Source organism: Paenibacillus tritici (assembly GCF_018207515.1).
GTDB lineage: Bacteria > Bacillota > Bacilli > Paenibacillales > Paenibacillaceae > Paenibacillus_AQ > Paenibacillus_AQ tritici.
On the sequence record NZ_CP073365.1, the window covers coordinates 3324876 to 3350441 of the forward strand.

The 25566-nt window shown below is 51.0% G+C and carries 29 protein-coding genes; 22 read left to right on the forward strand and 7 right to left on the reverse strand.

Annotated features, from left to right (window positions below):
* Positions 1 to 592: 592 nt before the first annotated feature.
* Positions 593 to 1240, reverse strand: coding sequence for a fructose-6-phosphate aldolase (gene fsa / locus KDC22_RS13960; protein WP_042213033.1), 648 nt, complete (start codon positions 1238 to 1240; stop codon positions 593 to 595).
* A 228-nt stretch (positions 1241 to 1468) separates the two neighbouring features.
* On the opposite strand from fsa, the gene KDC22_RS13965 reads away from it, so the two are divergent.
* Genes KDC22_RS13965 through KDC22_RS13975 form a run of 3 tightly spaced genes read left to right on the forward strand, consistent with a single transcriptional unit; the run spans position 1469 to position 2999 of the window.
* Positions 1469 to 1933: a hypothetical protein gene (locus KDC22_RS13965; RefSeq protein ID WP_173126444.1), complete on the forward strand. Its 465-nt coding sequence runs from the start codon at positions 1469 to 1471 to the stop codon at positions 1931 to 1933.
* Positions 1917 to 2471 (forward strand): macro domain-containing protein, encoded by a 555-nt coding sequence (locus tag KDC22_RS13970; RefSeq protein WP_173126447.1) that lies wholly within the window; start codon positions 1917 to 1919, stop codon positions 2469 to 2471. Before KDC22_RS13965 ends, KDC22_RS13970 begins: the two co-directional genes overlap by 17 nt.
* A gap of 51 nt (positions 2472 to 2522) precedes the next feature.
* The gene (locus tag KDC22_RS13975; RefSeq protein ID WP_211723468.1) at positions 2523 to 2999 is read left to right on the forward strand and encodes a GNAT family N-acetyltransferase; all 477 of its coding nucleotides are present in this window, start codon (positions 2523 to 2525) and stop codon (positions 2997 to 2999) included.
* A gap of 14 nt (positions 3000 to 3013) precedes the next feature.
* Here the strand turns inward: KDC22_RS13975 and KDC22_RS13980 are convergent, their stop codons facing one another.
* Positions 3014 to 3211 (reverse strand): hypothetical protein, encoded by a 198-nt coding sequence (locus KDC22_RS13980; RefSeq protein ID WP_173126453.1) that lies wholly within the window; start codon positions 3209 to 3211, stop codon positions 3014 to 3016.
* A 77-nt stretch (positions 3212 to 3288) separates the two neighbouring features.
* Here KDC22_RS13980 and rpiA point away from each other — a divergent pair, with 77 nt between their 5' ends.
* The 3 genes from rpiA (at position 3289) to KDC22_RS13995 (ending at position 4988) form a co-directional block, all read left to right on the forward strand.
* Positions 3289 to 3975, forward strand: coding sequence for a ribose-5-phosphate isomerase RpiA (gene rpiA, locus KDC22_RS13985; RefSeq protein WP_281425010.1), 687 nt, complete (start codon positions 3289 to 3291; stop codon positions 3973 to 3975).
* Complete coding sequence (locus KDC22_RS13990) at positions 3944 to 4450, forward strand: VanZ family protein (protein ID WP_246553560.1); 507 nt, start codon at positions 3944 to 3946, stop codon at positions 4448 to 4450. Before rpiA ends, KDC22_RS13990 begins: the two co-directional genes overlap by 32 nt.
* Positions 4451 to 4547: 97 nt before the next feature.
* Positions 4548 to 4988: a GNAT family N-acetyltransferase gene (locus KDC22_RS13995; protein WP_211723469.1), complete on the forward strand. Its 441-nt coding sequence runs from the start codon at positions 4548 to 4550 to the stop codon at positions 4986 to 4988.
* 69 nt (positions 4989 to 5057) lie between these two features.
* Here the strand turns inward: KDC22_RS13995 and KDC22_RS14000 are convergent, their stop codons facing one another.
* Positions 5058 to 5348 carry a hypothetical protein gene (locus KDC22_RS14000; RefSeq protein WP_211723470.1) on the reverse strand — a complete coding sequence of 97 codons (291 nt, stop codon included), beginning with the start codon at positions 5346 to 5348 and terminating at the stop codon, positions 5058 to 5060.
* A gap of 198 nt (positions 5349 to 5546) precedes the next feature.
* Between KDC22_RS14000 and KDC22_RS14005 the strand changes: the two genes are divergently transcribed.
* The 4 genes from KDC22_RS14005 (at position 5547) to KDC22_RS14020 (ending at position 11027) form a co-directional block, all read left to right on the forward strand.
* On the forward strand, positions 5547 to 5999 hold the full coding sequence (locus tag KDC22_RS14005) for a MarR family winged helix-turn-helix transcriptional regulator (protein WP_173126459.1): 453 nt from the start codon (positions 5547 to 5549) through the stop codon (positions 5997 to 5999).
* A complete protein-coding gene (locus tag KDC22_RS14010) occupies positions 5996 to 9154 on the forward strand; it encodes an MMPL family transporter (protein WP_211723471.1) in 3159 nt (1052 codons plus the stop codon). Before KDC22_RS14005 ends, KDC22_RS14010 begins: the two co-directional genes overlap by 4 nt.
* A gap of 221 nt (positions 9155 to 9375) precedes the next feature.
* Entirely contained in the window at positions 9376 to 9888 is a 513-nt protein-coding gene (locus KDC22_RS14015; RefSeq protein WP_343222042.1) for a sigma-70 family RNA polymerase sigma factor, read from the forward strand.
* Positions 9885 to 11027 (forward strand): DUF4179 domain-containing protein, encoded by a 1143-nt coding sequence (locus KDC22_RS14020; RefSeq protein ID WP_211723472.1) that lies wholly within the window; start codon positions 9885 to 9887, stop codon positions 11025 to 11027. Before KDC22_RS14015 ends, KDC22_RS14020 begins: the two co-directional genes overlap by 4 nt.
* Before the next feature lie 128 nt (positions 11028 to 11155).
* Here KDC22_RS14020 and KDC22_RS14025 read toward each other — a convergent pair whose 3' ends face one another.
* Positions 11156 to 11782 carry a tetratricopeptide repeat protein gene (locus tag KDC22_RS14025; protein ID WP_211723473.1) on the reverse strand — a complete coding sequence of 209 codons (627 nt, stop codon included), beginning with the start codon at positions 11780 to 11782 and terminating at the stop codon, positions 11156 to 11158.
* A gap of 263 nt (positions 11783 to 12045) precedes the next feature.
* On the opposite strand from KDC22_RS14025, the gene KDC22_RS14030 reads away from it, so the two are divergent.
* From KDC22_RS14030 to KDC22_RS14055, 6 genes are all read left to right on the forward strand, one after another.
* Positions 12046 to 13047 carry an aldo/keto reductase gene (locus tag KDC22_RS14030; protein WP_211723474.1) on the forward strand — a complete coding sequence of 334 codons (1002 nt, stop codon included), beginning with the start codon at positions 12046 to 12048 and terminating at the stop codon, positions 13045 to 13047.
* Positions 13048 to 13487: 440 nt separating this feature from the next.
* Entirely contained in the window at positions 13488 to 13814 is a 327-nt protein-coding gene (locus KDC22_RS14035; RefSeq protein WP_246553562.1) for a hypothetical protein, read from the forward strand.
* Positions 13815 to 13896: 82 nt separating this feature from the next.
* Positions 13897 to 14568, forward strand: a complete 672-nt coding sequence (locus tag KDC22_RS14040; RefSeq protein WP_211723476.1) for an Hsp33 family molecular chaperone HslO — start codon at positions 13897 to 13899, stop codon at positions 14566 to 14568.
* On the forward strand, positions 14540 to 15235 hold the full coding sequence (locus KDC22_RS14045) for a MerR family transcriptional regulator (protein ID WP_211723477.1): 696 nt from the start codon (positions 14540 to 14542) through the stop codon (positions 15233 to 15235). The genes KDC22_RS14040 and KDC22_RS14045 overlap by 29 nt, the downstream gene beginning before the upstream one ends.
* A 54-nt stretch (positions 15236 to 15289) precedes the next feature.
* Positions 15290 to 15775 carry a hypothetical protein gene (locus tag KDC22_RS14050; RefSeq protein ID WP_211723478.1) on the forward strand — a complete coding sequence of 162 codons (486 nt, stop codon included), beginning with the start codon at positions 15290 to 15292 and terminating at the stop codon, positions 15773 to 15775.
* A gap of 279 nt (positions 15776 to 16054) precedes the next feature.
* On the forward strand, positions 16055 to 16213 hold the full coding sequence (locus tag KDC22_RS14055; protein ID WP_173126486.1) for a hypothetical protein: 159 nt from the start codon (positions 16055 to 16057) through the stop codon (positions 16211 to 16213).
* Between the two features lie 317 nt (positions 16214 to 16530).
* Here the strand turns inward: KDC22_RS14055 and KDC22_RS14060 are convergent, their stop codons facing one another.
* Together KDC22_RS14060 and KDC22_RS14065 are read right to left on the reverse strand one after the other, a co-directional pair.
* Positions 16531 to 16821: an HNH endonuclease gene (locus KDC22_RS14060; protein WP_425355114.1), complete on the reverse strand. Its 291-nt coding sequence runs from the start codon at positions 16819 to 16821 to the stop codon at positions 16531 to 16533.
* Between the two features lie 18 nt (positions 16822 to 16839).
* Positions 16840 to 17052 (reverse strand): hypothetical protein, encoded by a 213-nt coding sequence (locus KDC22_RS14065; RefSeq protein ID WP_173126492.1) that lies wholly within the window; start codon positions 17050 to 17052, stop codon positions 16840 to 16842.
* Between the two features lie 125 nt (positions 17053 to 17177).
* Between KDC22_RS14065 and KDC22_RS14070 the strand changes: the two genes are divergently transcribed.
* Entirely contained in the window at positions 17178 to 17570 is a 393-nt protein-coding gene (locus KDC22_RS14070) for a hypothetical protein (protein ID WP_211723480.1), read from the forward strand.
* A gap of 66 nt (positions 17571 to 17636) precedes the next feature.
* Here KDC22_RS14070 and KDC22_RS33410 read toward each other — a convergent pair whose 3' ends face one another.
* Positions 17637 to 18719, reverse strand: coding sequence for a thermonuclease family protein (locus KDC22_RS33410; RefSeq protein WP_246553564.1), 1083 nt, complete (start codon positions 18717 to 18719; stop codon positions 17637 to 17639).
* A gap of 200 nt (positions 18720 to 18919) precedes the next feature.
* Here KDC22_RS33410 and KDC22_RS14080 point away from each other — a divergent pair, with 200 nt between their 5' ends.
* From KDC22_RS14080 to KDC22_RS14100, 5 genes are all read left to right on the forward strand, one after another.
* A complete protein-coding gene (locus KDC22_RS14080) occupies positions 18920 to 20278 on the forward strand; it encodes an ABC transporter substrate-binding protein (RefSeq protein WP_211723481.1) in 1359 nt (452 codons plus the stop codon).
* 173 nt (positions 20279 to 20451) lie between these two features.
* The gene (locus tag KDC22_RS14085; RefSeq protein ID WP_173126501.1) at positions 20452 to 21405 is read left to right on the forward strand and encodes a carbohydrate ABC transporter permease; all 954 of its coding nucleotides are present in this window, start codon (positions 20452 to 20454) and stop codon (positions 21403 to 21405) included.
* Positions 21402 to 22265, forward strand: a complete 864-nt coding sequence (locus KDC22_RS14090; RefSeq protein ID WP_173126504.1) for a carbohydrate ABC transporter permease — start codon at positions 21402 to 21404, stop codon at positions 22263 to 22265. The genes KDC22_RS14085 and KDC22_RS14090 overlap by 4 nt, the downstream gene beginning before the upstream one ends.
* A 185-nt stretch (positions 22266 to 22450) precedes the next feature.
* On the forward strand, positions 22451 to 24178 hold the full coding sequence (locus KDC22_RS14095) for a cache domain-containing sensor histidine kinase (RefSeq protein WP_211724040.1): 1728 nt from the start codon (positions 22451 to 22453) through the stop codon (positions 24176 to 24178).
* 14 nt (positions 24179 to 24192) lie between these two features.
* Complete coding sequence (locus tag KDC22_RS14100; protein ID WP_211723482.1) at positions 24193 to 25560, forward strand: ABC transporter substrate-binding protein; 1368 nt, start codon at positions 24193 to 24195, stop codon at positions 25558 to 25560.
* Positions 25561 to 25566 lie beyond the last annotated feature (6 nt).

A 25566-nucleotide genomic window follows, 5' to 3' on the forward strand; every position in this document is an offset into this window, starting at 1 on the left:
AAGTGGAGAAAATCCAACTGTTGTCGCCGGAGCACTCGCATTTGTACCCGCACGAACAAAAAGCCCCACTCCGCGTGATGCAGCACATGGTGCCCACTCCGCGTGATGCAACACATGGTGCCCGCTCCGCATGGTGCAGCACATGGTGCCGACTCCGCAAATGAAGCACATGATGCCCGATCTGCGTGATGCAGCACATAGTGCCCGCTCTGTGTGGTGCAGTACATGGTGCCCACTCCGCATGGCGCAGCAATAGTTGGAAAAACGTATCTTAATTCAGATGATTTGCAGCGGTTGGCGGAATTAGTTGGAAAAACGTCATTTATTTTCGAGGATTTCCTCTATTCTGCCGGAAGTCCAGCTATTAAGTGTTGTTTTTCCAACTAATACCTGAGAAACTCGCTTCCGCTCTTAAGCAAGTGGAGAAAATCCAACTGTTGTCGCCGGAGCCCTCGCATTTGTACCCGCACCCGCACCCGCACCCGCACCCGCACCCGCACCCGCACCCGCACCCGCACCCGCACCCGCACCCGCACAAAAAAGCCCCGCTCCGCTTGGTGCGGAAGGGGGCTTGAACGGTATTTCTTTTGTTTTAGACCTGCGGTACTTTCTCCCAGTCCTTCAGGAAGCGTTCGATTCCGTTGTCTGTCAGCGGGTGCTTCCAGAGCGATGGCAGAAGTGAACCCGGGATCGTAGCAATATGGGCACCGGCAATCGCAGCTTGCTCCACATGGGCAATATTGCGGATACTGGCGGCGATAATCTCGGATTTCAGGCCGTAGTTGGTCAGAATCGTCTTCAGATCCTTGATCAGCTTCATGCCGTCTACCCCGATATCATCCAGACGTCCGACAAACGGACTGATATAAGTAGCTCCGGCCTTGGCCGCCATGAGGCCTTGCGCAGCGGAGAATACGAGTGTTACGTTGGTTTTAATGCCTTTTTTGGTCAGTTCATAGCAGGCTTCCAGACCATCTTCCGTCATAGGCAGCTTGATGACCACGTTCGGAGCCCATTCAGCGATCTCGTAAGCTTCCTTGAGCATCTCTTCTGCCGTAAGGCCGATCACTTCAGCGCTTACAGGACCGGGAACAATCGCTACGATCTCTTTGATTACGTCCTTAAACAATCTGCCTTCCTTGGCGATCAGCGACGGGTTCGTCGTTACGCCATCCACTAATCCGAGGCGGGTAATACGTTTGATTTCCTCAATATTTCCGGTATCCAAGAAAAATTTCATTTCCAGGTGTCCTCCCTTGATTTCGTATGGATTGACAAAACAGCAGGCTCCACTTCATTATGAGACATGCCAAGTGAAGTTTCAACTGTTAATTTGAATATCTCAAAATAACTTTATGGAATCCCGGCAAAAAATTGATTTTACACGATAGGACCATTCACGGCTAGTTCTGTCCATGATAATATAGAAGCGGTATTGTCCATTACAGGCGAATGGCTGGTGAGAGTAATGTATACTTTAATTGCGGGAGTTGTGCTGTTTCTGCTGTTCACCGCCGGACTGATTGCTTACCAGAACAGCAGAATCCTTGCTGATCAGGAGACGGATGCTTCCAGAGCACACACCGGCAATCTGATGTATTCTGTATATAATCAGAGGTTCTCCCCGGATGAAGAGCTGCCGGAAGCGGTGCCGCTGTTTCAGTTCACTGTGCTTGACGGAGGTGCGGAGGCGATGCCGGAAGAGGCGGGAACGACCCGTGCCCTGTGCAGGGTTGCCGCCGGTACAGGCGAGCTGGTGTTATCCGATGCGCAGAATTATATGCTGGGCAATCTCCGTCAGGCCGCGCTGCAGGGGGGCCGGCTGGAGCATTTATCTTTTCCGGGAAAGGCCACCCTCAGGGGGGAGAAGGAACTGATCAAGGCGCTGGAGACTGCGGCGAAGGAGGAGGCCGAACATGCAAATTACCGTTAAGGATGTAGTAATTTCGGTAAAAGAGGGCGATATTACCGCCTGGCAGGGCGAGATGATTGTCAATGCTTCCAATTCCGGCCTGTATGGAGGCGGCGGGGTAGACGGGGCAATCCACCGGGCCGGCGGTCCGAGAATTGCCGAAGAATGCGCGGTGATCCGCCGCAAGCAGGGCGGCATTCTTCCCGGGGAAGCGGCGCTCACCACTGCGGGTCAGCTTTCTTTTCGCGGAATCATACATACGGTGGGGCCGATCTGGAAAGGCGGCACAGCCGGGGAAGCTGCGGTGTTGTCCAGGTGCTATAAGAGCAGTCTTGATCTGGCTTGCGCCCATGGCGTGCAGAGCCTTGCGTTTCCAAATATAAGTACGGGGATTTATAGCTTTCCTAAGGATCTGGCCTGCAAGACGGCCCTGGAATCCGTTATTCAATATATCCGCGGGAAGAACCCGGCAGAGCTTCCGCTGCGGCAGATCGACTTCATCTGCTTCGAGTCTGACAATGCCAGGTTATACGAAGCCATGCTGGGCACTTATAGCTGAAGCGGCGCTGTGCTGGAGACAATAGAGAAGAGATAAAGGAGTGGGGCAAGCATGAACCCTGTAACTGAAGTGACATTCGTGCGCGTTGATCCGCATCATACAGATCTGGGAACACTGATCGGCCAGCTCGATGAGGATCTGAAATCCCGTTATCCGCATGAGATGATCTATGGTGTGGATTTCTCCGATCCCCAGGTGAAGGAAATGACCTTCGTGGTCGCTTATGTGAATGAACTGCCGGTGGGCTGCGGCGGGCTGCGCCCGCTGGACACACACAGCTCCCTGATGGAGCTGAAGCGGTTCTATGTAGATCCGGGTTCCCGCAAGCAGGGAATTGCCAGCCGGATGCTGCAGGATCTGGAGGAGCGGGCAATGGCAGCAGGGTGCCGGGAGATCAGGCTGGAGACCGGCATCAAGCAGCCGGAATCCATTGCCCTGTATGTGAAGCATGGCTATCAGCCAATCGAGCTGTTCGGGCCTTACATAGGTGATCCGGACAGCATGTGTTACGGCAAAAGCTTGTCCTGAACGCAGGTTCAGACTCAGGCGTGGTATTTGCCGGTTGGGGCATTTAGTACCCATTCCAGCATTAGAATCAAATCTTCAAGCCGGGTAAGCTGGGCATCTAAGGCTGCCCGCTGCGGATCACCGGACGGCAAGGGAGCCAGCCGCGACTCGAGGGATCTGCGCTGAAGCGTCATTTCGTTAATTTTGGATTGGATTTGGTGTTCGGTTCTCATCCGGATTCCTCCTGGTGTGGTATTGGATTAAGGATCTGCTCATCGTTCATTATAACGGATAACATGGGGGTAATAAAATGAGTATCAATGTGAAGCAGCTTGCAGCGGAGAAGGCAGTCGAATATGTGCAGGACGGAATGAAGGTAGGCCTGGGTACAGGCTCTACTGCCTACTGGGCCATCCGCAAGCTGGGTGAGCGGGTAAGCGAAGGGTTGAAGATTACGGCGGTAGCTACTTCACAGGCATCAGAGGATCAGGCCCGTGAGCTGGGCATTCCGCTGGTGTCCTTCAGTGAGGTGGACAGTCTGGATCTGACTATTGACGGAGCGGACGAGCTGGACGGAGCGCTGCAGCTGATCAAGGGCGGAGGCGGCGCACTGCTGCGTGAGAAGATTGTAGCCATGGGCAGTGCCCGCATGATCGTAGTGGCCGATGAGAGCAAAGCAGTGACCACGCTCGGCAAGTTCCCTTTGCCGGTTGAGATTGTGCCGTTCGCCTGGGAGTGGACGGTCGCTGATCTGGCCAAGCTGGGCTGCAAGCCCGAGCTGCGGCGCAGCGGGGACGAGCTGTACAAGACGGATAACGGCAATTATATTGCGGACTGCCGGTTCGAAGCTATCGCCTCAGCCGCTGACTTGGCGCTATCTCTCCAGCGTATTCCCGGAGTAGTGGAGCACGGCTTGTTCATCGGGATCGCCAGCATGGCCATTGTCGGCAAAAGTGACGGTACCATTGAGATCATTGAAGGTGATAGTGGTCGCTAATACGCATCCGCGCCGCCGGAAGGGCAAGGCCGCTACAGGTAAGCAGGGGCTGCCGCCCGGACGCCGGGTACTGGCGTGGCTGTTGCTGATTACATATAGCGCATTCCTGCTGTACTGGATGTTCGTTGGATTCGGACGGACCGTACAGCTGGACGGGCCGCTGCGTTACAATCTTGAACCGCTTCGTACGGTGCGTCTATTCTTCGATATGACCAACGGCTTATCGTATGCAAGCCGGCTGGTCAATCTGCTGGGGAATGTAGCGGTATTTGTTCCTTTTGGCATTCTGCTTCCGCTGGTGATCTCCGGTTACCGCTCTGTTGTCCGGCTGACACTTCTGTCTGTCTTAGTCATCACCTTCCTGGAGCTGCTGCAGATGTTGTTGCATGTCGGAAGCCTGGATATTGATGATCTGCTGCTTAACCTGCTGGGCGTGTGGACAGGTTATGTGCTGCTGCGGCTGGTGCGGGGATAGCGGCGGGAAGTTCGAAGGTTCAGCGCAATTACGACTCAGCTTCAAGTACCACTCTTAAGTGCGTCTTATATAGCTATAAATTAAGGAGGTTACTCTAATGTTGATTGATTTGAAGCCGCTTGTCGGCACACCGCAGGTGAATGAGCTGCTGACTTATGCGGTGATAGATGATCCGGAGGCGCTGGAGAGTACTTCGGCAGAATACAGGGAGCAGGCGGCCATGCAGCTATGCGGCTGGGAAGAGGAAGGGCTGCTGCTCGGGCTCACAGGATTTGAAGAGACGGAGGACGGCTCGCTGGATATCCGCCACATCGCAGTGCTCCCGGAGAACCGGGGCAAGGGCTACGCGCGCGGCATGATTCTGGAGCTGGTGACCACCCGGGAGCCGCGTTATCTGGTAGCGGAGACGGAAGACGAGATTGCCGCAGACTTTTACCGCAGCCTTGGCTTCATGGTGTACAGTCTGGGCGAGAACACCGCCGGCATCGAGATGTTCCGCTGTGTTTACGAGGTTGAAGAGACCGAGGACGAGGAGTAAGGCAGGTGGCGGTAGCGTAAGAGTAAGCGTAAGCGAACCCGCAACCGTAACCGCAACCCTGTAGCTGCTTTAAACAGGACTGAACAACAGCCATTCTGCACTTACGGTGCGGGGTGGCTGTTGTTTGCGTCCAAGCGAGCCAACTTGCAGGAAATCCTGCACATTATACAACACGGCAGAGCTTGATTCGGGTAAGCGGCTGGAAATCCTGCGCATTTTGCAACAATACTCGGTATAATCGCGCCAAATCACCGGAAATCCTGCGTTATGTGCAACAAATTCGAATCCGGCCTGCTGGTCCGTCACAAATCCTGCATAATGTGCAACAAGTCTGGTATCCGAATGGCTGACGCGGGACAACAATAGTCATCATAGTCACCGTAGCCATCATTTCCCTGGAAATCCCGCTTGAAGGGCAGTTACCGCCCAATGAATATCCCAAATGAATCTCAATGTAAAATTCATGAAAACCAGTTGACTTTTAATGAATCGGACAATATAGTTTTACTGTGAAACAGTTCTACACGTGAACTATTATTCAGAAAGGCGGAAGTAGCATTGAAGAAAGATGCAGAGGAATGGATCAACCGCTACGTAGACGCTTATATGGTGGTCACCCGGCAGATCAATGCGCGGCTCCGGGATATTTTTGGAGAAGGGCTGACGAATGATCAATTCCTGATTCTCAGGCTGATCGCCGGGCAGGAGCAATGCACCTCCACCTATCTCGCTGAAGCTGTGGCGGTTGGCAAAAGCTCGATTACGGCCATTATTAACCGGCTGGATGAAGCGGGAATGATTCAGCGGACCCGTGATGAGAATGATCGCAGGCAGGTGTATCTGACCATGACGGCGCATGGGGAGAGTGTCTACCGTACCTGTGAGAAGCAAATGCAGGAGGTAATCTCCCCTTATTTGTTCCACTTCGAGGATGACAAGATTGAACAATTTATTGTGATGTTTGAAAAGCTGGCGTTTCTGATGCAGGACACTGGGGGGAGAAGCAATTGAGAACGATTTTGAAGGTAAGATGGGCGGTTATAGCGGTATGGCTGGCTGTGGCGGCAGTGTTATTCCTCACCGCACCCGGGATGTCTGAGCTGGTACGTGAGAAGGGACAAATCTCGGTTCCGGCAGGCTACACCTCTTCAAGGGCTGCCGAGATTATGAAGGAGGTCGCTGCCGCCAAAGACGGGGAAACGGTGCATCAGGTGGCCCTGGTGTTCCATAAGCCGGAGGGGCTTGCAGCCGCAGACACCGAGAGTATCAAGCAGGGGGTGGAGCAGCTCGCCGGGAACAAGGATTCCCTGAAGCTCAGCACGATTACAGATCCTTTCTCGCAGCCGGAGCTTAAGGATACGCTGATTGCGGAGGACGGCAAGACGATCATGGTTGCGTTGTCTGTGCAAGGCGGGGAGGAGGCAGTCAAGGAACTCCCGGCTAAGGCCGCTGAGATGCTGGGTAACGTCACTGCGGAGCATTATATGACCAGTGAAGGACTCATTACGGAGGATACGATTGCCAGCTCGGAAGCCGGACTGAAAAAGTCGGAATATATCACAGTCGTGTTTATTCTGCTGATTCTGTTCGTCGTGTTCCGTTCGTTCGTGGCTCCGTTTGTTCCGCTGCTTACGGTAGGGCTGAGTTATATCGTCTCCCAGTCGGTTGTGGCTTTTTTGGTGGACCGGTTTGATTTCCCGCTGTCCACGTTCACCCAGATCTTCATGGTGGCCGTGATGTTCGGGATCGGGACCGACTACTGCATTCTGCTGATCAGCCGGTTCAAGGAGGAGCTGGTCCAGTCTGAGGATACTACAAGCGCCATTATTGCCACTTACCGGAAAGCCGGTGGAACGGTCTTCTATTCGGGGCTGGCGGTCTTCGTCGGCTTCCTGGCCATCGGGCTGTCCAAGTTCATGCTCTACCGTTCAGCGGTGGCGGTGGCGGTCGGCATAGCGGTGATGCTGCTGGCGCTGGTGACAGTCGTTCCGTTCTTCATGGCGGTGCTGGGTCAAAAGCTGTTCTGGCCGTCCCGCGGTAAGCTGGAGCATAGCGAGAGCCGGATCTGGGGAGCGGCCGGTTCGTTCTCCCTCAAAAGACCCTGGGCTGCGCTGCTGATTGTGGCCGCCATTGTGGTGCCGTTCCTGCTCACCTACAGCGGGAAGCTATCCTTCAACAGCATGGATGAGATCGGGCCGAATTACGCCTCGGTCAAAGGATTCAATATTATATCGGAGAGCTTCGGTCCGGGTGAATCCATGCCGGGCAAGATTGTGATCAAGAACGATGACCGGATGGATACCGCTGAATACATGGGGCTGGCGGAGAAGATCAGCCGTGAGCTGGAAAAGGTGGACGGAGTCAAGGCTGTGCGCAGCATGTCACGGCCCACCGGGGAGCAAATTAATGACTTCCTGATTCCTACTCAGGTGGCTACGCTGGCGGACGGTCTGGATCAGAGCAGTGAAGGGTTAACCAAGATCCAGAGCGGGCTGAGCGAAGCAAGCAAGCAGCTGAAGGATAATGGGCCTAAGCTTGCCGAGGCCGCCTCGGGCAGTGCGAAGCTGACAGAAGGAACAGCCGAGCTTAAGAAAGGTATAACTGCCCTGGGCGATGGCTTGTCGCGGATTGAGCGCGGTATCCGCAGCGGCTCTGCCGGAGCCGGAGAGATTAAGGCAGGCCTCGCGCAAGCATCGGCCAGTGCGAAGCAACTGGCACAGGCCAATGCCGCGCTGCTCGAAGGGTACAAGAAGATCGGCAGCGGTCTGACCGCGCTGAACGGAGGGCTTGCAGGGCTGCAGACACAGCTTCAAGGCGTGGCTGATGCCCTCAACGGTCTGGGTGCCTCGTTCACCGGACTGGAAGCTGCTTATCCCGAACTGCTGCAGGATGTGAATTACCAGACGATCAAAGGCACGGTAACACAGAGCGGGACGGGGGCGGCAGGCTTGGCTGGAGGACTCGGCCAGATCTCTGATCAGCTCAGCGGTGCAGCGGCTGGATTGACAGAGGCCAACGCCGGTTACTCCAAAGCGGCGGCAGGCCAGGCGGCGCTGGTGAAGGGGCTGGATCAGCTTGTGGCCGGTATCGGCCAGCTGCAATCCGGCCTTGTGCAGGCGGCGGACGGCCAGGGGCAGATTACCGGCAAGCTCCCATCCATCACCAGCGGACTGGATCAGCTTCAGGGCGGTCAGCAGCAGCTTGCCGACGGCTTCGGTGAGCTTACAGGACAGCTGGGTCAACTGACAGACGGACTTACGCAAAGTGCGGATGGACTGGGGCAAATCACCGGAGGCCTGAGTTCCGCACAGGATTATCTTAAGCAGATTCAGGACGCCAAGGATGATGAGCTGAGCGGATTCCTGGTTCCGGCAGAGGCGCTTAAGGCCAAGGAGATGCAGCAGGTGTTCGACACCTATCTGTCCAGAGACCGCAAGGTGATGACGATGGATGTGGTTTTCGCTGGTAATCCATACAGCGCGAAGGCTATTGACAGCGTCGGACAGATTCAGGCAGCGGTGGACCGTGCCGTGGCCGGCACCAAGCTGGAGAATGCGGAGACAGCCATGAGCGGCGTGACCAGCACCTACAGCGATTTGCAGACGATCTCGAATGAGGATTACACGCGTACGGTCATTCTGATGCTAAGCGGTATTTTCATCATCCTGGTGGTACTGTTCCGCTCGATGATTATGCCGCTGTACATCATTGCCTCATTGTTAATCACTTACTTTACGGCACTGGGCATCACGGAAGCGATCTTCGTCCATCTGCTGAACTACTCGGGGATCACCTGGACGACGCCGTTCTTCAGCTTCGTTATGCTGATAGCGCTCGGGGTGGACTACAGTATCTTCCTGATGGACCGCTTCAATGAGAATAAAACCTGGGATGTGCGGGAAGCCATTCTCCACGCCATGCGCAATATGGGAACCGTGATTCTCTCAGCCGTTGTGATACTGGGCGGAACCTTCGCCTCGATGTACCCTTCAGGGGTGCTGTCGATGATGCAGATTGCCACGGTTGTATTGTCCGGTCTGGCCCTGTATGCACTAGTATTCCTGCCGTTCTTCGTGCCGGTGATGGTGCGGATGTTCGGCCGGGCCAACTGGTGGCCGTTCCCCGCGGCGGCTGCGGAGGAGAAGCCGAAATCCCTGAATCTCTAAGGCTCAGGATGATCTGATAGGATACAATAAAGAGCAGGCTTCCGGTTTCATGGAGCCTGCTCTTTGCTGTTTACGTAAGAAGAAGAGAAAATAATTGTTCGTGCTGAGGTAACCTTATGTGCCTGTGCTTCATCTAAACAGATATATACAACTAACAAGCGGGAAGCAGCAGCATCCCGAAGGAAGGGAGGAGATCTACCCTGGATACCGTACAAGAGGATCTGGTCCAGCGTGCACAGGCAGGCGACAGCGAGGTCTTCATCCAACTGGTGAAGAGTCTGGACAGGAGGATGTACAGTATGGCGAAGTCCATGGTCAGAAATGACGAGGATTGTGCAGACGCCATGCAGGAGACCGTGCTGAAAGCTTTTAAAGCCATCTCAGGACTGAAAGAAGCGGCTTATTTCAATACATGGCTGTTTCGGATTCTGATCAATGAATGCAACATGATCCTGCGCAGACGGGACAGAGTGGTAGTGATGTCCGAGCCGCCGGAGCGCATCGAGTCCTCTTCTTCATCCGCAGAAGATATGGATCTGCGTCAGGCCATCAGCGGGCTGGAAGAGGTAACGCGGACGATTGTTAAGCTGCATTATTATCAGGGATTGAGGCTGCAGGAGATTGCAGAGCTGCTTGAGCTGTCAGAGAGCGCAGTCAAAACCAGATTACACCGGGCCAGAAAAACCTTATATCAATCTCTCTCGCAACCTCTAGAAAGGAAGGTGAACGAATGAGTCAGCAGCCATTGGAGAACAGGCTGGCAGGTCTCAAGGAAGAGAGTCTTCCTGAACTGCCGGAAGCTGTGCACACACGTATGGAGGACACTTACCGGATGATCATTGAAAGGGATGAGGTAAGCCTGGAGGAGACTCCAGAGCATCAGGAGAACGTCAGACGTAAAAGAATGCCCCGGTGGCTGACCCGGCTGATGATCAGTGCCGCATCTGTGGCCGCCGGGCTGGTGATCATTGTTAGTCTGGGGTTCATCTCTCCAGCAATGGCAGAGACCCTGAAGCAATTGCCGTTCATGGAAAGTGTATTCAGACTTGTAGGGGATGCCGGGCTTCAAAAAGCAAACGAAGCAGGTCTAACCACAAATGTTCAGCAGAGCGTTACTCAGGACGGGACGACGATCAGTGTGTCGGAACAGATGTATGACGGAAGCCGCTTGTCATTGGTGCTTACCCGTGCTCAGGCAGCCAATGGTCAAAAAACGGAGGCGTGGTGGGATTTAATCAACCGCAGGGATCAGCCGCCGGGAGGAATCAATAATATTGAGTTTGTGGTTAACGGAAAAACGGTCAATACGGGATACGGCCTTGCCTCGGGAGGTGCGGGTGCACCTGACTCTATCATTGTTACAGCACTGGATGGAGCTAATCTGCAAATTCCTGAGCAGTTTGATCTCACCTTGCTTGTCCTTATTGATGGAATGGATCAGCCATTCCGCTTTGAGTTTCCCGTAAGCAAGAATACGTTGGGTGATCTTGTGCTTGTTCCGGGAGAGGTCAAGGTACATGATCATATTCATCTGCGGTACACACGGCTAGAGTTAAGCCAGACATCAACCCGGCTGCTAACTGAAATTAAGGGAGACCCCGGGGGGGATACTAAGGCTATTGAAGAAGCTATTCCAGATAAATACAAGCAAGATGGGCTTTTCACTATTTGGTTTGAGCTGCGGGATGAGCAAGGGCAAGAGGCTGTCATGCTTGGAGGTAGCGGTACTGGTGACGGGGATACGCTGTCCAGCAGCAGTGTCTTTGAACCTTTTGAGAAGAGGCCGGAGAGTATCATCATTAAGCCTTACGTCTGGAAAGACCGGCATAAGCTCTATATTCCTGAACTTGAGGTAACGGTTCCTGTAAAATAAAACAAACGACCTCCGGGGCACTGCAACGTGCAGCAGCCGGAGGTTGTTTGCGGTTCATGTCCTCTATTCCTAATATCTGCGGCTCAGCGCAGCTTGGCGAAATAACTGCGCAGCGCCCAGCCGCGTTCCTAGCGTTTCTTGTATTTGGGCAAGGTGCGGTAGACGGCAAGTGATTCGTTAAAAGCAAGCTTGGCGTCCTCCGTCCGGCCCAGCGCCTTGTACATGGAGCCTGCCAGATAATAAGCTTCGCTGGAGGAGGACTGGATCTCCTGGAACTGGCTCACATAGTGGAGCGCCTTGTCATGGTCAACATGCCGGAAGGTCTCGGCCAGTCGCAGGTAAGGCTGCCCGTATTGCGCTCTGCGGTTGATCTCCAGTCCCTTGAGCATCTGGGCTTCTCCTTCGGGAAGCTGTCCCAGCTTGAGATTGGCGTAGCCCAGTTCTACCCAGTATTCAGCGGAGGTCTCATAACGGTCGGCGATGGCTATCAGCAGCTCCTTGGACTCGTTGTAACGCTTGCGCTCAATCAGCAGCCGGGCCAGGTCGAATTTGGCGGATACATCGTTCGGGTTCTGTGCAATGGTCAAGCGCAGTCTGGAAATCTGGCGGCTGCGGCGGAAAGGCTTGGAGAAGCTGGGCAGAATGCCTACATAACGGCGGTCTACGAAATATAGAACGACGAGCAGAATGATCAGGGCCAGAAATGGATTGCCGAGCAGACGGTACAGCAGCAGGAAACCTAGAATTTTAATCATGGATAATGAATTCCCTCCGTTATGGTTGTGTTATGTAAGCTTCCAGCATGGATTAGTACAGTAGGGCAGGGTAATTATACCATAAGCCCCTTTTTCAAGGCTACGGTAGTAGAGGAGGAGCGTCCGGCTCCCCGGTGCGGGCAGCGGCGGGACCAAGGCCCGCGCCTGTTCCGCTGTAATTGACAGTGCGCCGGGAAAGTCATAAGCTGTGACTACAGTTAGAGGGTCAGACAGCAACTAATATGCCGAGAGAAGGATGAACTATGGAAACACCTGTAAGTGAGGTCCGTCTGCGCTTCCTGGGACAGTCTGAATTATCTGTATCGCCGCTGGGACTCGGCTGCTGGCAGTTCAGCAGGGGCAGCGGCTTCGTAGGCCGTTACTGGAGCAATCTGACCGATGCGGATATTCTGGATATCGTACGGGTCAGCCTGGAAGGCGGCATGAACTGGGTGGATACGGCTGAAATTTATGGCGGAGGCAAATCAGAGGAGACATTGGCTCATGTGCTGGACCAGCTACAGCAGGAAGGCAGCTCACATGCTGCACCGTTGATTGCGACCAAATGGTGGCCGATGCTGCGGACGGCACGCTCGATTCCCTCTACAATTGATCAGCGCATTGCTTGCCTGGGCGGCAGGGAAATTGATCTGTACCAGATCCACCAGCCGTTCTCCTTATCCTCGATTGCCAGTGAGATGAAGGAGATGGCCGGGCTGGTGAAGGCTGGCAAAATCCGCTACGTCGGGGTAAGCAATTATTCAGCCAGGCAGATGGTGGAAGCGCACCGTATTTTGCAGACTTACGGGCTCACTCTGGTCTCCAATCAGGTCAAATATAATCTGCTGCACCGCAGCATTGATCAGAACGGCATCATGTCCGCCGCCAAAGAGCTGGGAATTTCGATTATCGCCTACTCGCCGCTCCAGCAGGGGATTCTGACCGGACGATTCCACAATGATCCGTCGCAGATTAGCGCAGTCTCGCGGTCCCGTCGGATGATGTCCGGCCTGGACGACCGGAGCCTGGCCCGCAGCAGGCCGCTCATCGCCACCCTGACAGCGCTGGCTGACAAATACGGGGTCACACCCGGCCAGGTCGCACTTAACTGGCTAATTCATTATCATGGCGACACCGTTGTTGCCATCCCGGGCGCTTCCAAGGTCCGCCATGCCCGGGAGAATATCGGCGCCATGACCTTCCGGCTGGAGCGTGACGAGCTGGAGCTGCTGAATGAAGGTTCCTGGGCAGCAGTGAACAAATAGCGCGCAATTCGGAGCGTACCTCAGTCCCTACCACAGTTCGTACACGTAGAACTCAGGCTTGGGACCAGGTACATTGTAAGAGTGATCCCTCCGGGGCAAAAACACTTTAGCTGTATTTCGTACAATTAAATCAATTGATTATGGATTAACTGGGTGGTTAACTGTATTTCGTACAGCTAAAAACCCCTTCTTTCGTTAAATGTGGACTTGCGGTCATTTTTTATTGTACAGAATACAGCTAACCTGGCACATTCCGTTTTTTGCCGCCTTTTAATTGTATGAAATACAATTATCCGCCTTTCATTACTCCCAAGGGTTAACATACATAATCAGGCAGGTGCGGGTGCTGGCTTTTTCTGCGCAAGACATGTTGAGGGCTAATCAGACCGGGGGAGTGAACTGGAATGAATGAGAAATGCTGGGTAGTCGTACAATATCCCTTGAAAAGCATTAAAGGGAGCCAGCGCGATGAATGGTTGAGGGATAAAGTAACGGAATATCTGAATCTATTTTTGGCAGATGCTGAACTCGGCTATGTGGACGGGTTTGAGATGGGGAGAATGGTGTCTGACCCGCAGCAATATGTGCTTAACCTCTTTTGTGTTGTTACGGATGAACAACGGGGGATGGCTCTGATCAAAAAAGTTATAAGAGAGCATAGGCTTGATTTTACCCGGATCAAAATAGCCACGATGCCCTTTGAGGGCGGAGGAGCCTATACGCTGAAATATGCCTCTAAGAAAGGCGTGACTGATTTTTCGTTGTAACTGTTAATAGCCTCTTAATGTAAATTAGGGCTTGTGTATCACGTAGCGTGATATCCTATTATTCATTCAAGAGGTGATAGACATGAATAATATCATAAGAATGCTTTCTGTAAACAAGGACTTCAGAATGGTCCTAGCGGACACCCGTCAGATTGCAGAACAAGCATTAAGCGAATTTAGAGGGACGGATTGCATGCGCGGGTTTTTGGAGCAGATCATTACAGGTTGTACGCTGCTCTCCTCCATCAATGATGTTAATGCAAAGATAAGTTTTTCTTTTCGTCTTTCTCAAGGGGTCTCTGTTTTTTGTCAGATCACAGATGCAAATTTCACGATGGAGTATAAAGATACGATCCATGAATTTAAAGGGACAGTAGCTGAATTGTTTGACAATAAATCGGTTGTGTCTATTACAACGGGGAATTGGGAAACCGGATTACACACAGGGACCGTTGAGGCAAATATGGATAGCGTCGTGATGCTGTTTGCTCACTTTACAGTTCAGAGCGAGCAGCTTCCCAGTCAGTTTATATGGGCCGGGGATGGGTGTTCCAGAGGGATCCTGATGCAGCCCTTACCGTTCGCAGTAGAACCATTCATTTCCAAAGCTGCGTATGAATTGAACTATCACTCCAAGGAGCTGGAGCACATGGATTGGAAGTGCGTTCCGGCCAGGTTCCGTCACTTAGCCAAGGTCATCTCAGAGAACAGGATAGGTAGACTGTATGACGATGGAACAATATATAAAAATTAAAGAGCTTTCCGAATTGACCGGTGTAAGTGTGAGGACTTTGCAATACTATGATGAAATTAACCTGCTCACCCCGGCATATATCAACGAGTATGGTCACCGGTTTTATGATGCAGATTCCTTTTCCAAGATTTTCGTGATTATATCTCTTAAAAATATGGGGATGACTTTAAGGGAGATCAATCAGTATATCCATAATACTGATTTTGATATTCGGCTTTTTATTAAAGCAGAACAACGTAGGATTGAGGCAGCTATTACTGACCTGCAGCTGCGTTTAATGCGCTTGTCCATTCTTGAGGAGCGGATCAGCGAGCAACAGGAGATTACCGCGTATCTTCTTCCGTTTTTTGCACAAATCACAGAGGATACGGATAGTTCAACATTCCGCGTTGATCATCCCGAACAGAAATTAAGCAAAACCTTCAATATCAAAGGCTGGAACACATTTCTAAAGGATTTGAATTTCTGCCTGGAGCATAAGCTGTCTTCGGCGGACCAAAGAGCGATAAAGTGCATTCAATATTGGAAGAAGAACATTCTTGAGGCCAATCAGGTATCCGGGGATATGATAAAATTTGCCGAAGATTTCTATCACAAGAACCCCGCGAATTCGTTTGGGATTACTGAAGAGAATTACAAATATTTAGTCAGGCTGATGAATGAATAGGATGAAAATCACCTTGACGAAACCCGTATCCGGTTCGAATTTTTATGAGGTGACATGATGAGACAAAAGCGAATAAGCTTACTTGTTCTAATTGTTGGTTTGCTCATTTTAGGCTTTTTGGCTGCACGTTATTTCGGGTGGACAAATACACCTAAGGAGACTTCTATCCCTGAACCGAATATTGAGATTCAAACCCAAATAGTCGAAGACACAACCTTTGCCTTACGATATGCCTCATATACGAGGGATGAAATTAAGGTCGGTTACGAGATAAAAGGGATCACTATTTTAAAAGATTATAATATAGTCTGCAAACTTTTTAACAATAAAAAGGATATAACCGCTTCAGATACGTCTGGAGGAGGATTAGTGAAAATGGGTGAAAACCATTATTATCTTACGGGTATGGAGAATATCAGCAAAATCGTCTTACCCGATCCTCTAATCTTGACTGTAGAGATAACAGCAGTGCCTACTGATTCTCGTCTAGAGCCTATTACTGCATCTTTTGAGTTGTCTCTAAATAAAGAAAAGAATTAATTCCATAGCTATGTGGTGTATAGCAGCCTACTCTGATTTAATTGTTCACTCTTTCTGAGCTTGGATTCAATGTAACTTCAAAAGTACAGCGGCGGACCCGGACTTTATTTCAAGTCTGGGTCCGCCTTTGCTATTTTCAAGGGGGATAATTTTAAGATTCCGTTTCCATTTTTCTGAGATAAAACTGTTTAGGATTGGAAAGAGCAGTTTATATAAGGGATAAGAAGTTTCGCACTCACGCAAATATTGGGTGAAGATTATGGAAGGAGGTTGAACTCAATGAGTATGAGCGTACATAATCTAATGGCTTTTAATCATCAGTTTTTTAGACCTCAGCCCGTTATTGATCCCAAAGCGCAGAGACAGGAAGACAAAGTCCAGAGCTTCCAGGAAGTTCTGAATGAGAAGCTGAATACCTATGGCGACATGAAGAAATAAGCAATGGAGCAGCAGAACTATTTTCCACAGAAGATCTTGCAGCAAATCATAGAGCCTTCAGCAAAAGCAGCAAAAAGGTGCCTCCCGGAACTCGGAAGGCACCCTTTTTGTTGTTTAGGAAATTATAATTTCCTCCTCTTGTGGACCAGGTGTGTTTGGATTAGCGGATAAGGGCTCTTTGAATGGTATGGCCTGAATGTATGCGGAAAACAGCATACATTGTGCTGGTGCGAAGGTAATCCTATTCATCCGTTAGGATGACTTAGTTCCTATGCTTGCATCCTGGGAGCGCCTGCATTATCCTGCTGACCGGCAGATTAACGTTTGCTTCGTACGCGCTTTGATTTACGCAGCTTGGGTTCGGAGCCCGGCGCCTGCCGCATGATCCATTTCAGATAAGCGGCAATCTGCGGGTCGCTGCGCAGTCTCTCCAGTGTCGTAAGGCCAAGAACAACGAGATCGCTGTTGGTATACAAGGCATGAATCTGCCGGTGGCAAGCCTTGCACAGAAGGGCAGTCGGGAGCAGGCTGCCGCCTTTCTCGCGGGGGATCAAATGATGAACGGTAGTTGCAAGAGGAGAACGGCCGCACAGCTCACACGTGTCCAAGGCCCGGACAGTCATCCTTTAAGGCCGGACTTCGAAGAATTCGCAGCGGCTGCGCGAATAATAGGTTAAGTCGCTGACACGGGACTGGATTACAACATCCGAATCGGTAAACCGCACTATAGTAGCGCCGGAATTCACCAGATGGTCATCCTGAAAGACGCGGACAGGCACCTTGCGGTCAATCGCTTCCTGCAGATCCTGGTCAGTCAGCAAGGGACGGTTAATGGGCATGCGATATAAATCTCCTTTATATAGGGATAACTGCTGCTTCAGCAAATACGATCAGTATACCCGTCTGCCCGCCAGAAATCCACTTAACGCTTACTTTGGTGCGAAATATGAAAATGAAGGGAATTATGACAACTGGTTTAGCAAGTCCATCTACTTTTGAAGTTCGCCAACCCCTTAATGCTAGTAATATTTCTTTTTTTACCAAATTAGTGTTTTTAAGTGAGATACTAGGAAATATAATATATATGTTTGTTCGTATCAGTACATTAGTTTTGAAGAGTGAAAACGGGAGGGGAACATTTGTGAGTAAGGTCGTATTACTAATTTCAAGTGTCGTTGTAGGTGTGCTTATAATGATATCACCAGGATTTATCACTGGGCATACTTTCGGCTCAACGCAATACCAAGGGAGCCTCTATATTGCTGAGTTCGTTGTAAGAAGTTTGGCTTTAATTATTGGTTTGATGGTCATATATGATGGAATCAAATCCTTTTTCAAAAGACTGGAAAATATTTAATACAGAGTTTAGAAATGATATGAATATTACATAACAAAACCCCGGATCGTTATTCCGGGGTTAAATCTATTCACACGCTACTCCGTCACCCTCTCGATCAAGCTTTCTGGAGTATCCAGGCTCTCCAGCATAGATCGGCGCAGCACCGGCTGCTCTCACAGCAGAACAGTTCTTGTAGTAAACATCTTGAACTGGTTGCGGGGTTGCTTTTGGTTTCGGTTTTTTAGTAGTTGCAGGTTTTTGAGTTTTAGCTGGAATAGGTTTTTTAGTAGCGGTAGGTTTCGGTGTGGCTGTGGGCTTAGGTGACGGTTTAATTGTGGCAGTGGGATGGATAGTAGCTTTAGCCACAACGGTCTCATCATATCCTTTATCAGTTGCGTAATCTTTTAAGCTCCATATCCCTAATTTTGCTGCTTGGGCTTTTTTCTGGATAGACCTGAACTGATCCACATTTTTCACATTCGGCTGAAAGACAGCGACTCGTGCAAGACCTTTCTCCAGCAGCAATTCATTTACCATTTTATCATCGACATAGGCGTAAGCAAGGATACGTCCGTACTGGTCACGTTCGGATACATCGAATTCAAGTCTGACTGTATTATCCGTAAGCAACTTTGTTGTAAACGCACTCGCCTCTGGCCCGAAGGGCTGTACAGGTTTTATTTCAGGAGTGTCGATTAGGATGAGCCGCACCTTTTCAAGCTTTCCATCTAATTTGACTGTGAAGGTATCACCATCAGTCACTGCGGTGACCTTTGCTTCAATGGTTTTTGCATTCATAGACAAGCTGGTAAGTTCAGTGTTCTTCTGAGTTGTTTCAGATTTAAGCACATATGTGTCGAGAACTTCTGTGTGGTCATCAGTCTTATTAGTAGCTTGTTCCAAGGGAGAGGCTTTTGGAATTGCAATAACGAACAAAATAAAAAATATAATAAACATAACAGCAGAATACTTGGTAATTATTTTTCGATTTCCCCGGCGAACAATGGTCGGCTTAAACATGCCAACGAACCAAAAAATAATTACAGCAAGTGAGGCAAGAAGAAAGTTCATCCCTAAGGCTTCTCTCAAGGACATGCCTGTAAAAATAGCAATTTCTAATAAAGCGATGATTCCGATGGTAATTAGAAGCTTTTTTGATCTAAACATTAAAATCCCCCCTTTGTACGTCTACCTTTTAAACTATCGGTAATTTACAATGATTTGTAAATACTGTAATGATAAAAACTCTCCAGTTTTAGAATCGTAAGTATTTCCACCATAAATCGGTAATTTGCCTCCTCAAAAAAAACTTCTCCCTACGGTACACTAAGTCTTGTAAAAGAAACCTTTGAGAGGGGTACAGAGGAATGAAAAAAGTTAAAAACCTGGCGCTGACGCTGGTCTCTATCATGCTCATGAGTTCACTCGCAGCATGTGGAGGCAACAACGGCGGCAATAAAGCTGCTGAAGGAAATACAGGTAACAACCAGGCAAGTACAACTGCACCGGCAACAGATGGAGAGATGACGGAGCCTGCAGAGAAGGTGGAACTGTCTTTCTGGACGCTGGGCAACGTGAACTACGAAGAGCTGGCTACAGCCTACACGAAGGAACACCCGAATGTAACGATTAAGATACAGAACACCGGGGACCAGACTGCTCACCACAACAATCTGACGACAGCCTTGTCGGCGGGTTCGGGCGCACCTGATATTTTCCAGCTTGAGATCGGTTTCATGGAGCGCTTCCTGGGGGCCCAGGACAAATTCTACAACCTGAATGATCTGGGCGCGAAGGACATCCAAGCGAACTATCTGGACTGGAAGTGGAAGCAGGCATCTTCCCTCGACGGCAGCTTCCAGCTTGGACTTCCAACAGATATCGGCCCGACTGTAGTCTATTACCGCACCGATCTGGCTGAAGCAGCCGGCCTGCCGAGTGATCCTGAAGGCTTCAGCGCAGCCATTGACACATGGGACAAATTCGCTACGGTTGCCAAAGCATTCAAAGATAAGACCGGCAAATATTTCTCCGACCTGACGGATCTTACGTACAATGCCCTTCGTGACCAATCTGCCGACGAGATCTATTTCAGCAAAGCAGACGGCAGCTTCATCGGCGACACCAATCCGCAAGTGAAGAAAGCGTATGACTTCACCGTTAAAGGCATTCAGGAAGGCTGGATCAGCAATGTAATGCTCTGGTCGCCGGAATGGGGTCAAGGCATGAATGACGGTTCGTTCGCAGTGGTTATGGGCCCGGCCTGGATGGCTGGCAATATCAAGAGTAACGCGCCTGATTCTTCAGGCAAATGGAAGATTGCCCAGCTTCCTGAAGGAGCCGGCAACTGGGGTGGTTCGTTCATCACGCTGCCGAAGGAAGGCAAGCATTCCAAAGAAGCTTATGATTTCATCCAGTGGCTTGTGAACAAGGATAACCAGCTGGAGTCCTTCAAGACCAAAGGCCTGATGCCTTCCATTCCTGCACTGTATGAAGATCCTGCATTCGTAGATTTCAAGGATGACTTCTTCGGAGGCCAGCAGACGGCTGTTGAATTCGGTAAAGCGGCTAACCGCGTGAAACCGGTATATTACGGACCGCTGCATGACCAGACGGACACCTTCTTCAAGAATGCGCTCAAAAACGTACTTGAGAAAAAAGCCGATCCGGCAAAAGAGTGGGAAGATGCTGTAAAGCAGTCGAAAACTCTTGCAGAGCGCGGCTAAATTCTTAACCAGCGGGGAATCCCATTCCACGGACGTCCGGATTCATCCAAATATAAGAATTTTGATGTGCACACGATAACTTATCCTTTTAATTCTCGCTGAAACGGATGCCGTCCTATAAAAGGGCGGCACAGCCGTTTTAGCTTGCGTTATGAATTCCCTGGAGGTGTGACATGGCAGAACCCGTAATCGCGAGTCCGCATGCCGAGAGCAAACGCCCTTTCCTTACTGAACAAAGACGGAGCCGCATCACTGCATATACATTCATTTCACCGTTCTTTATTCTGTTCTCGATATTCGGACTGTATCCAATCTTCTTCACATTCTATTTATCGTTCTTCAAGTGGGATGCCCTCGGTCCCATGAAATACGTAGGCTTCAAAAACTATGATCTCATCACCAGTGATCCGACCTTCTGGATCTCCTTCAGCAATACGCTGATTATGGGGCTGATGGGCACCGTACCGCAGGTCATTCTGGCGCTGCTTCTGGCTGTGCTGCTGCACTCGGGGATGACCAAATTCAAAAAGACCTTCCGCATTCTGTACTTCATGCCCAATATCACTTCAATCGTTGCCGTTACGCTGGTATTCAGCACGCTGTTCGGCAACAACGGGATGATCAACTGGCTGCTGAATGGAATGGGAATCGACAGCATGGCCTTCAACTCCGGCTGGTGGGGGGTCAAAATTGCCATCTCCACCATGGTGATGTGGCGCTGGACGGGCTACAATGCCATTCTGTTTCTCTCAGGACTGCAGAGTATTCCGATGGATCTGTACGAATCCGCCAAAATTGACGGGGCTAACCGCAGACAGCAGCTATTCTCCATCACCCTGCCGCTGCTCAAGCCGTTTATTATTTTCGTATCCCTGCAATCGACCATTGGGGCGCTCCAGCTCTTCACAGAGCCTTATGTCTTCCTGGGCCAATCGGGAACCGGTTCTACCCGGCAGGAAGGAATTACGATGGTTACTTATTTGTATAGCGAAGCATTCCGCAACGGATTCTTCGGCACAGCGGCGGCGACGGCAGTTCTGCTGTTCCTCGTTACGATTCTGTTCTCTGTCTTGAATATGCTGATCTCCAGAAGCGGCGGCAGAGAGACTGGAGGGAAAAAAGCGTGAGCACACTGCGTATGTTCAGAAAAAAACCGGATGACCTCGGCTTCTTCGGCAAGCTGGGCTTCTATTGTCTGCTGATCCTCGGGGCGCTGGTCTCCATCTTCCCGTTCTACTGGATGTTTGTGGTTGGTACCAATGACAAGGGAGCCGTGTTCCATGTCCCGCCGCTGCTGACCGTAGGAGATCAGTTCTTCGACAACTTCAAGCGTGTGCTGGAGAAGTCGGACTTCTTCCAGGCGCTCGGCAACTCGCTGTTCGTATCGTCCATGGTGACAATCTCGGTGGTGTTCTTCTGTACACTAGCCGGTTATGCGTTCGCCAAATATGAATTCCCCGGTAAAAACGTGCTGTTCGTGTTCGTTATTGCTACCCTGATCGTTCCGCAGCAGCTCGGCGTCTTGCCAACCTATGTCATTATGGCCAAGCTTCACTGGATTGACAGCTTCAAGGCACTGATTGTCCCGGCCATGGTGAATGCCTTCGGGATCTTCTGGATGAGGCAGTACATATCTTCGGCTGTGCCTACCGAGCTGATTGAAGCCGGACGCATTGACGGGGGCGGCCACTTCCGGATCTTCTGGAAAATTGCGGTTCCGGTCATTACACCGGCAATGGCTACCCTGGGAATTCTTAATTTCATGACGGTATGGAATGACTTCTTCTGGCCGCTGGTGGTCTTGAAGAACAAGGAGAATTTCACGATTCAGATTGCCCTGCAGCAGTTGTTCACTACACGTGACGGTCTTGATTACGGAATGATTATGTCGGCGACCTTCACAGCAACGTTGCCGCTGCTGGTGGTCTTCCTGCTGTTCAGCCGCTGGGTGATCGCCGGTCTGACCTCCGGAGCCATCAAGAGCTAATCTATCTATTCATGTAAGCAAGAGGAAATACAGAATGCTGTGAAGAATAATAATCAAGTGGAAACAGCTTTGCCGTCCTTGTAAAGGGCGGCATTCGTTTCAGCGAGAAATAGAAGGATAAGGTATCGTGTGAAACCTATGAATTCTTCTATTTGGACAGAGACAGCAGGAGGAAGGGACAGACCATGAAGCTCCGCCGCAAAATCTTGTTCGCTATTATTCTTCTTGTTTTCATACCCGTGATTGTCATGGGGATTGTTACGTATGTCAACTTCTCCAACGCCATGGAGAAAAAATCAAGCAATTTCTACTGGATCTCCCTGCTGGAGACGGACCGCAAGCTGAAGTTCGCGCTCAGTGAGATTTCCTCCATAACCAATTCAGCCATTACGCAGCCGGCGATTCAGCAATCGCTGAAGCAGCAAAATTTCGTTCTGACCTATGACCGCAAGCAGGAAATCAACAATCTGCTGATCAACCATCCGATGATCACTTCCTTCAGCCTGTACGGCAAAGACCGGCTGCTCTATCAATACAATGCGCCGATGTCTTTTGCAGATATGCATAAGCAGGTCTGGTTCGGAGCCATGGAAGGTGCCGAAGGGCGCCCTGTCTGGTCCGGTCCCGGGGAGAACGGCTCGGTAAGCGGCGATAAGCCGGTGCTCATCCATGCCAGAGTGATTAAGGATTACTATTCACTGGAGGATATCGGCTATCTGGTGGTGTACGTCAAGCCGGATCTGCTTGATCAGATCTTCTGGGAGGCAGCCACCTTGAAGAAGGGGGATATCCTGCTGGTGAACAAGCAGGGCAATATCGTCTTTAACAAGTCCGGTGAGCATATCGGAGAACGGACGGATTTTCCTTTTTTGCAGGAGAATTATACACAGGAGCAGGACTATTACATCGACAATTATCAAGGGGAGCGGTCTCTGATCACTTTCCTGCCTTCACATAATTCGGATTGGTTTCTGGCAGCGATTACACCGATGAATCTGATCTCCTCGGAGTCGGCTTCGATCCGCAATATTGCCATTATTCTGGGGATGGTGTCGCTGCTGTCCGCCTTTCTGTTCGATCACTATTTCATCCGCAGGCTGGTCCGCAGCATTAACAGTGCCGTGAACGGCATGAAACGGGTGAAGCAGGGGATATTCACCCCGATCACCGTACCTCTGCGGGCCAATGATGAGAGCGATTCCCTGATTGACGGCTTCAACCGGATGAGCTCACAGATCAACGAGCTGATAGAACAGGTACAGACAGAGCAGGGGCGCAAGAAAGAAGCGGAGATGAAGGCGCTGATGGCCCAGATTAATCCGCATTTTATCTATAATTCATTAGAGTCGATCAACTCCATGGCAGTGCTGGCAGGCAACAGGGATATCAGCAAAATGGTGATCTCGCTCGGCAGGCTGCTGCGGATCAGCATCAGCCAGAATCAGGAGCTGATCCCGCTGCAGATGGAATTCGAGCATGTCCGGCATTATCTGGATATTCAGAAATTCCGTTTTGAAGACAAATTCTCCTATCAGCTTGAGCTGCCCGAGCCGCTGAAATACGTAATGACCCAGAAGCTGATTGTTCAGCCGATTGTAGAGAACGCCTTGTATCATGCCATTGAGCAGATGGAGGAGCAAGGGACGATAACGGTCACTGCCCAGGAGAACGGCAAGGATATTATCATTATTGTGAAGGACAACGGCCCCGGCTTCGATCTTGAGGTCCTGATGAGCCAGTGGAACAAGGAGCGAAGCAACCCCAAGAAATACAGCGACAGCGGGGTCGGGCTGAAGAATGTGCATGAGCGCCTGAACATCCGGTTCGGCAATCCCTATGGCATTCTGGTCTGTTCCTCTCCGGGCTTCGGATCAGCCATCTGCATCCGGATTCCGAGGATACAACCGTCATGAGAGGGAGAAGCCAAATGAAAGACCAGCGGCATATGGTAAGATGGCTGATCAACTGGGGGTGGATTCTGCTCTATATTGTGCTCATGTCCGGTGCCGTATGGTTCATTATGATGGAGGACCGGGAGCAGATTGAGGATACCTCGCCCGAGAAAATCACCCTGACGTTCCGGCATTTCTGGATCAAGGAGCATGACCGGCCGTTGCTGGCCATCTTCGAGGAGGTGGTGCGCAGCTATCAGGAGAGCCATCCGAACGTGAAGGTGAACTTTGAAGGGCTGGATCAGAATATTCACCGGGAGCAGAAGCTGAAGAGTGAGATGGTTACCGGGACACCGCCGGATATGTTCGTTCTGTTCGGCGGGGCGGAGATAGAGCCTTACGTGCGTTCGGCCCGGCTGATGGATCTGACTGACTTCACTATCGGGAACGGACTGAGTAATCAGTTCAAGGATCTGCATCTCTGGACGTTCAATAAGCATATCTACGGGCTGCCGATTGAGGGGAATGCAGAACCGCTCTATTACAATAAAAGCATCTTCACCAAGCTCGGAATCAGCATTCCGGCCACAGTAGCGGAGCTGGATGCCGCCATGGCGAAGCTGAAGGCGGCAGGGTATATCCCGTTTGCGCTGGGGAATGAAGACCGCTGGCCTGCCGGGATTTTTGCCCATTACCTGATGGACCGCTACGCCGGACCGGAGCTGATCCAGAAGCTGGTTACAGGCGAGGATCAGTCCAGCTTCCAGAACAGCAGCTACCTGGAGGCCTTCCGGCATTTGAACCGCTGGGTGGCAGCGGGCTACTTCAGCAAAGGCTCCAATGACACCTCCACGGAGAACGCGGTCCGCCTGTTCACAGAAGGCAAGGCCGCCATGTATCTGAACGGCAACTGGGATATCAATCTGTTCTCAGGTGCGGCAGCGCCCGGGGAATTCCAGACGCAGGTCGGTGTTATTCCGTTTCCTGTGCTGGCTCCGGGGACAGAGCCGTCGATAGCGGGCGGTTATACGATCGGCATCGGACTCTCTTCAAGCCTTAGCGGAGCGAAGCGGGAAGCAGCGCTTGAATTGATGAAGGGCTTCTACACGAAGGAGATTCAGACGCGGATTGTATATGAAGGACTTAGAATCCCATCCATGCGGATTGCGTTCGATCCCGATAAGACCGGACCGGTCTTCGCCCAGGTCATGGAGATGATGGAGGAGAATCACCAGAGCTTCGTTCCTTATGATAACCTGTTATCACCTGAAGTGAAGAAGACTTTCCTTAGTGTCATCGAAGAGATGATTGACGGAGGGCTGCAGGCAGACCTGGCCTTGAAGCAGCTGCAGGATGCGTCCAAGCAATACTGGAATCTGATCCGTAGTTCGTCCGATCAATAAGCCTGG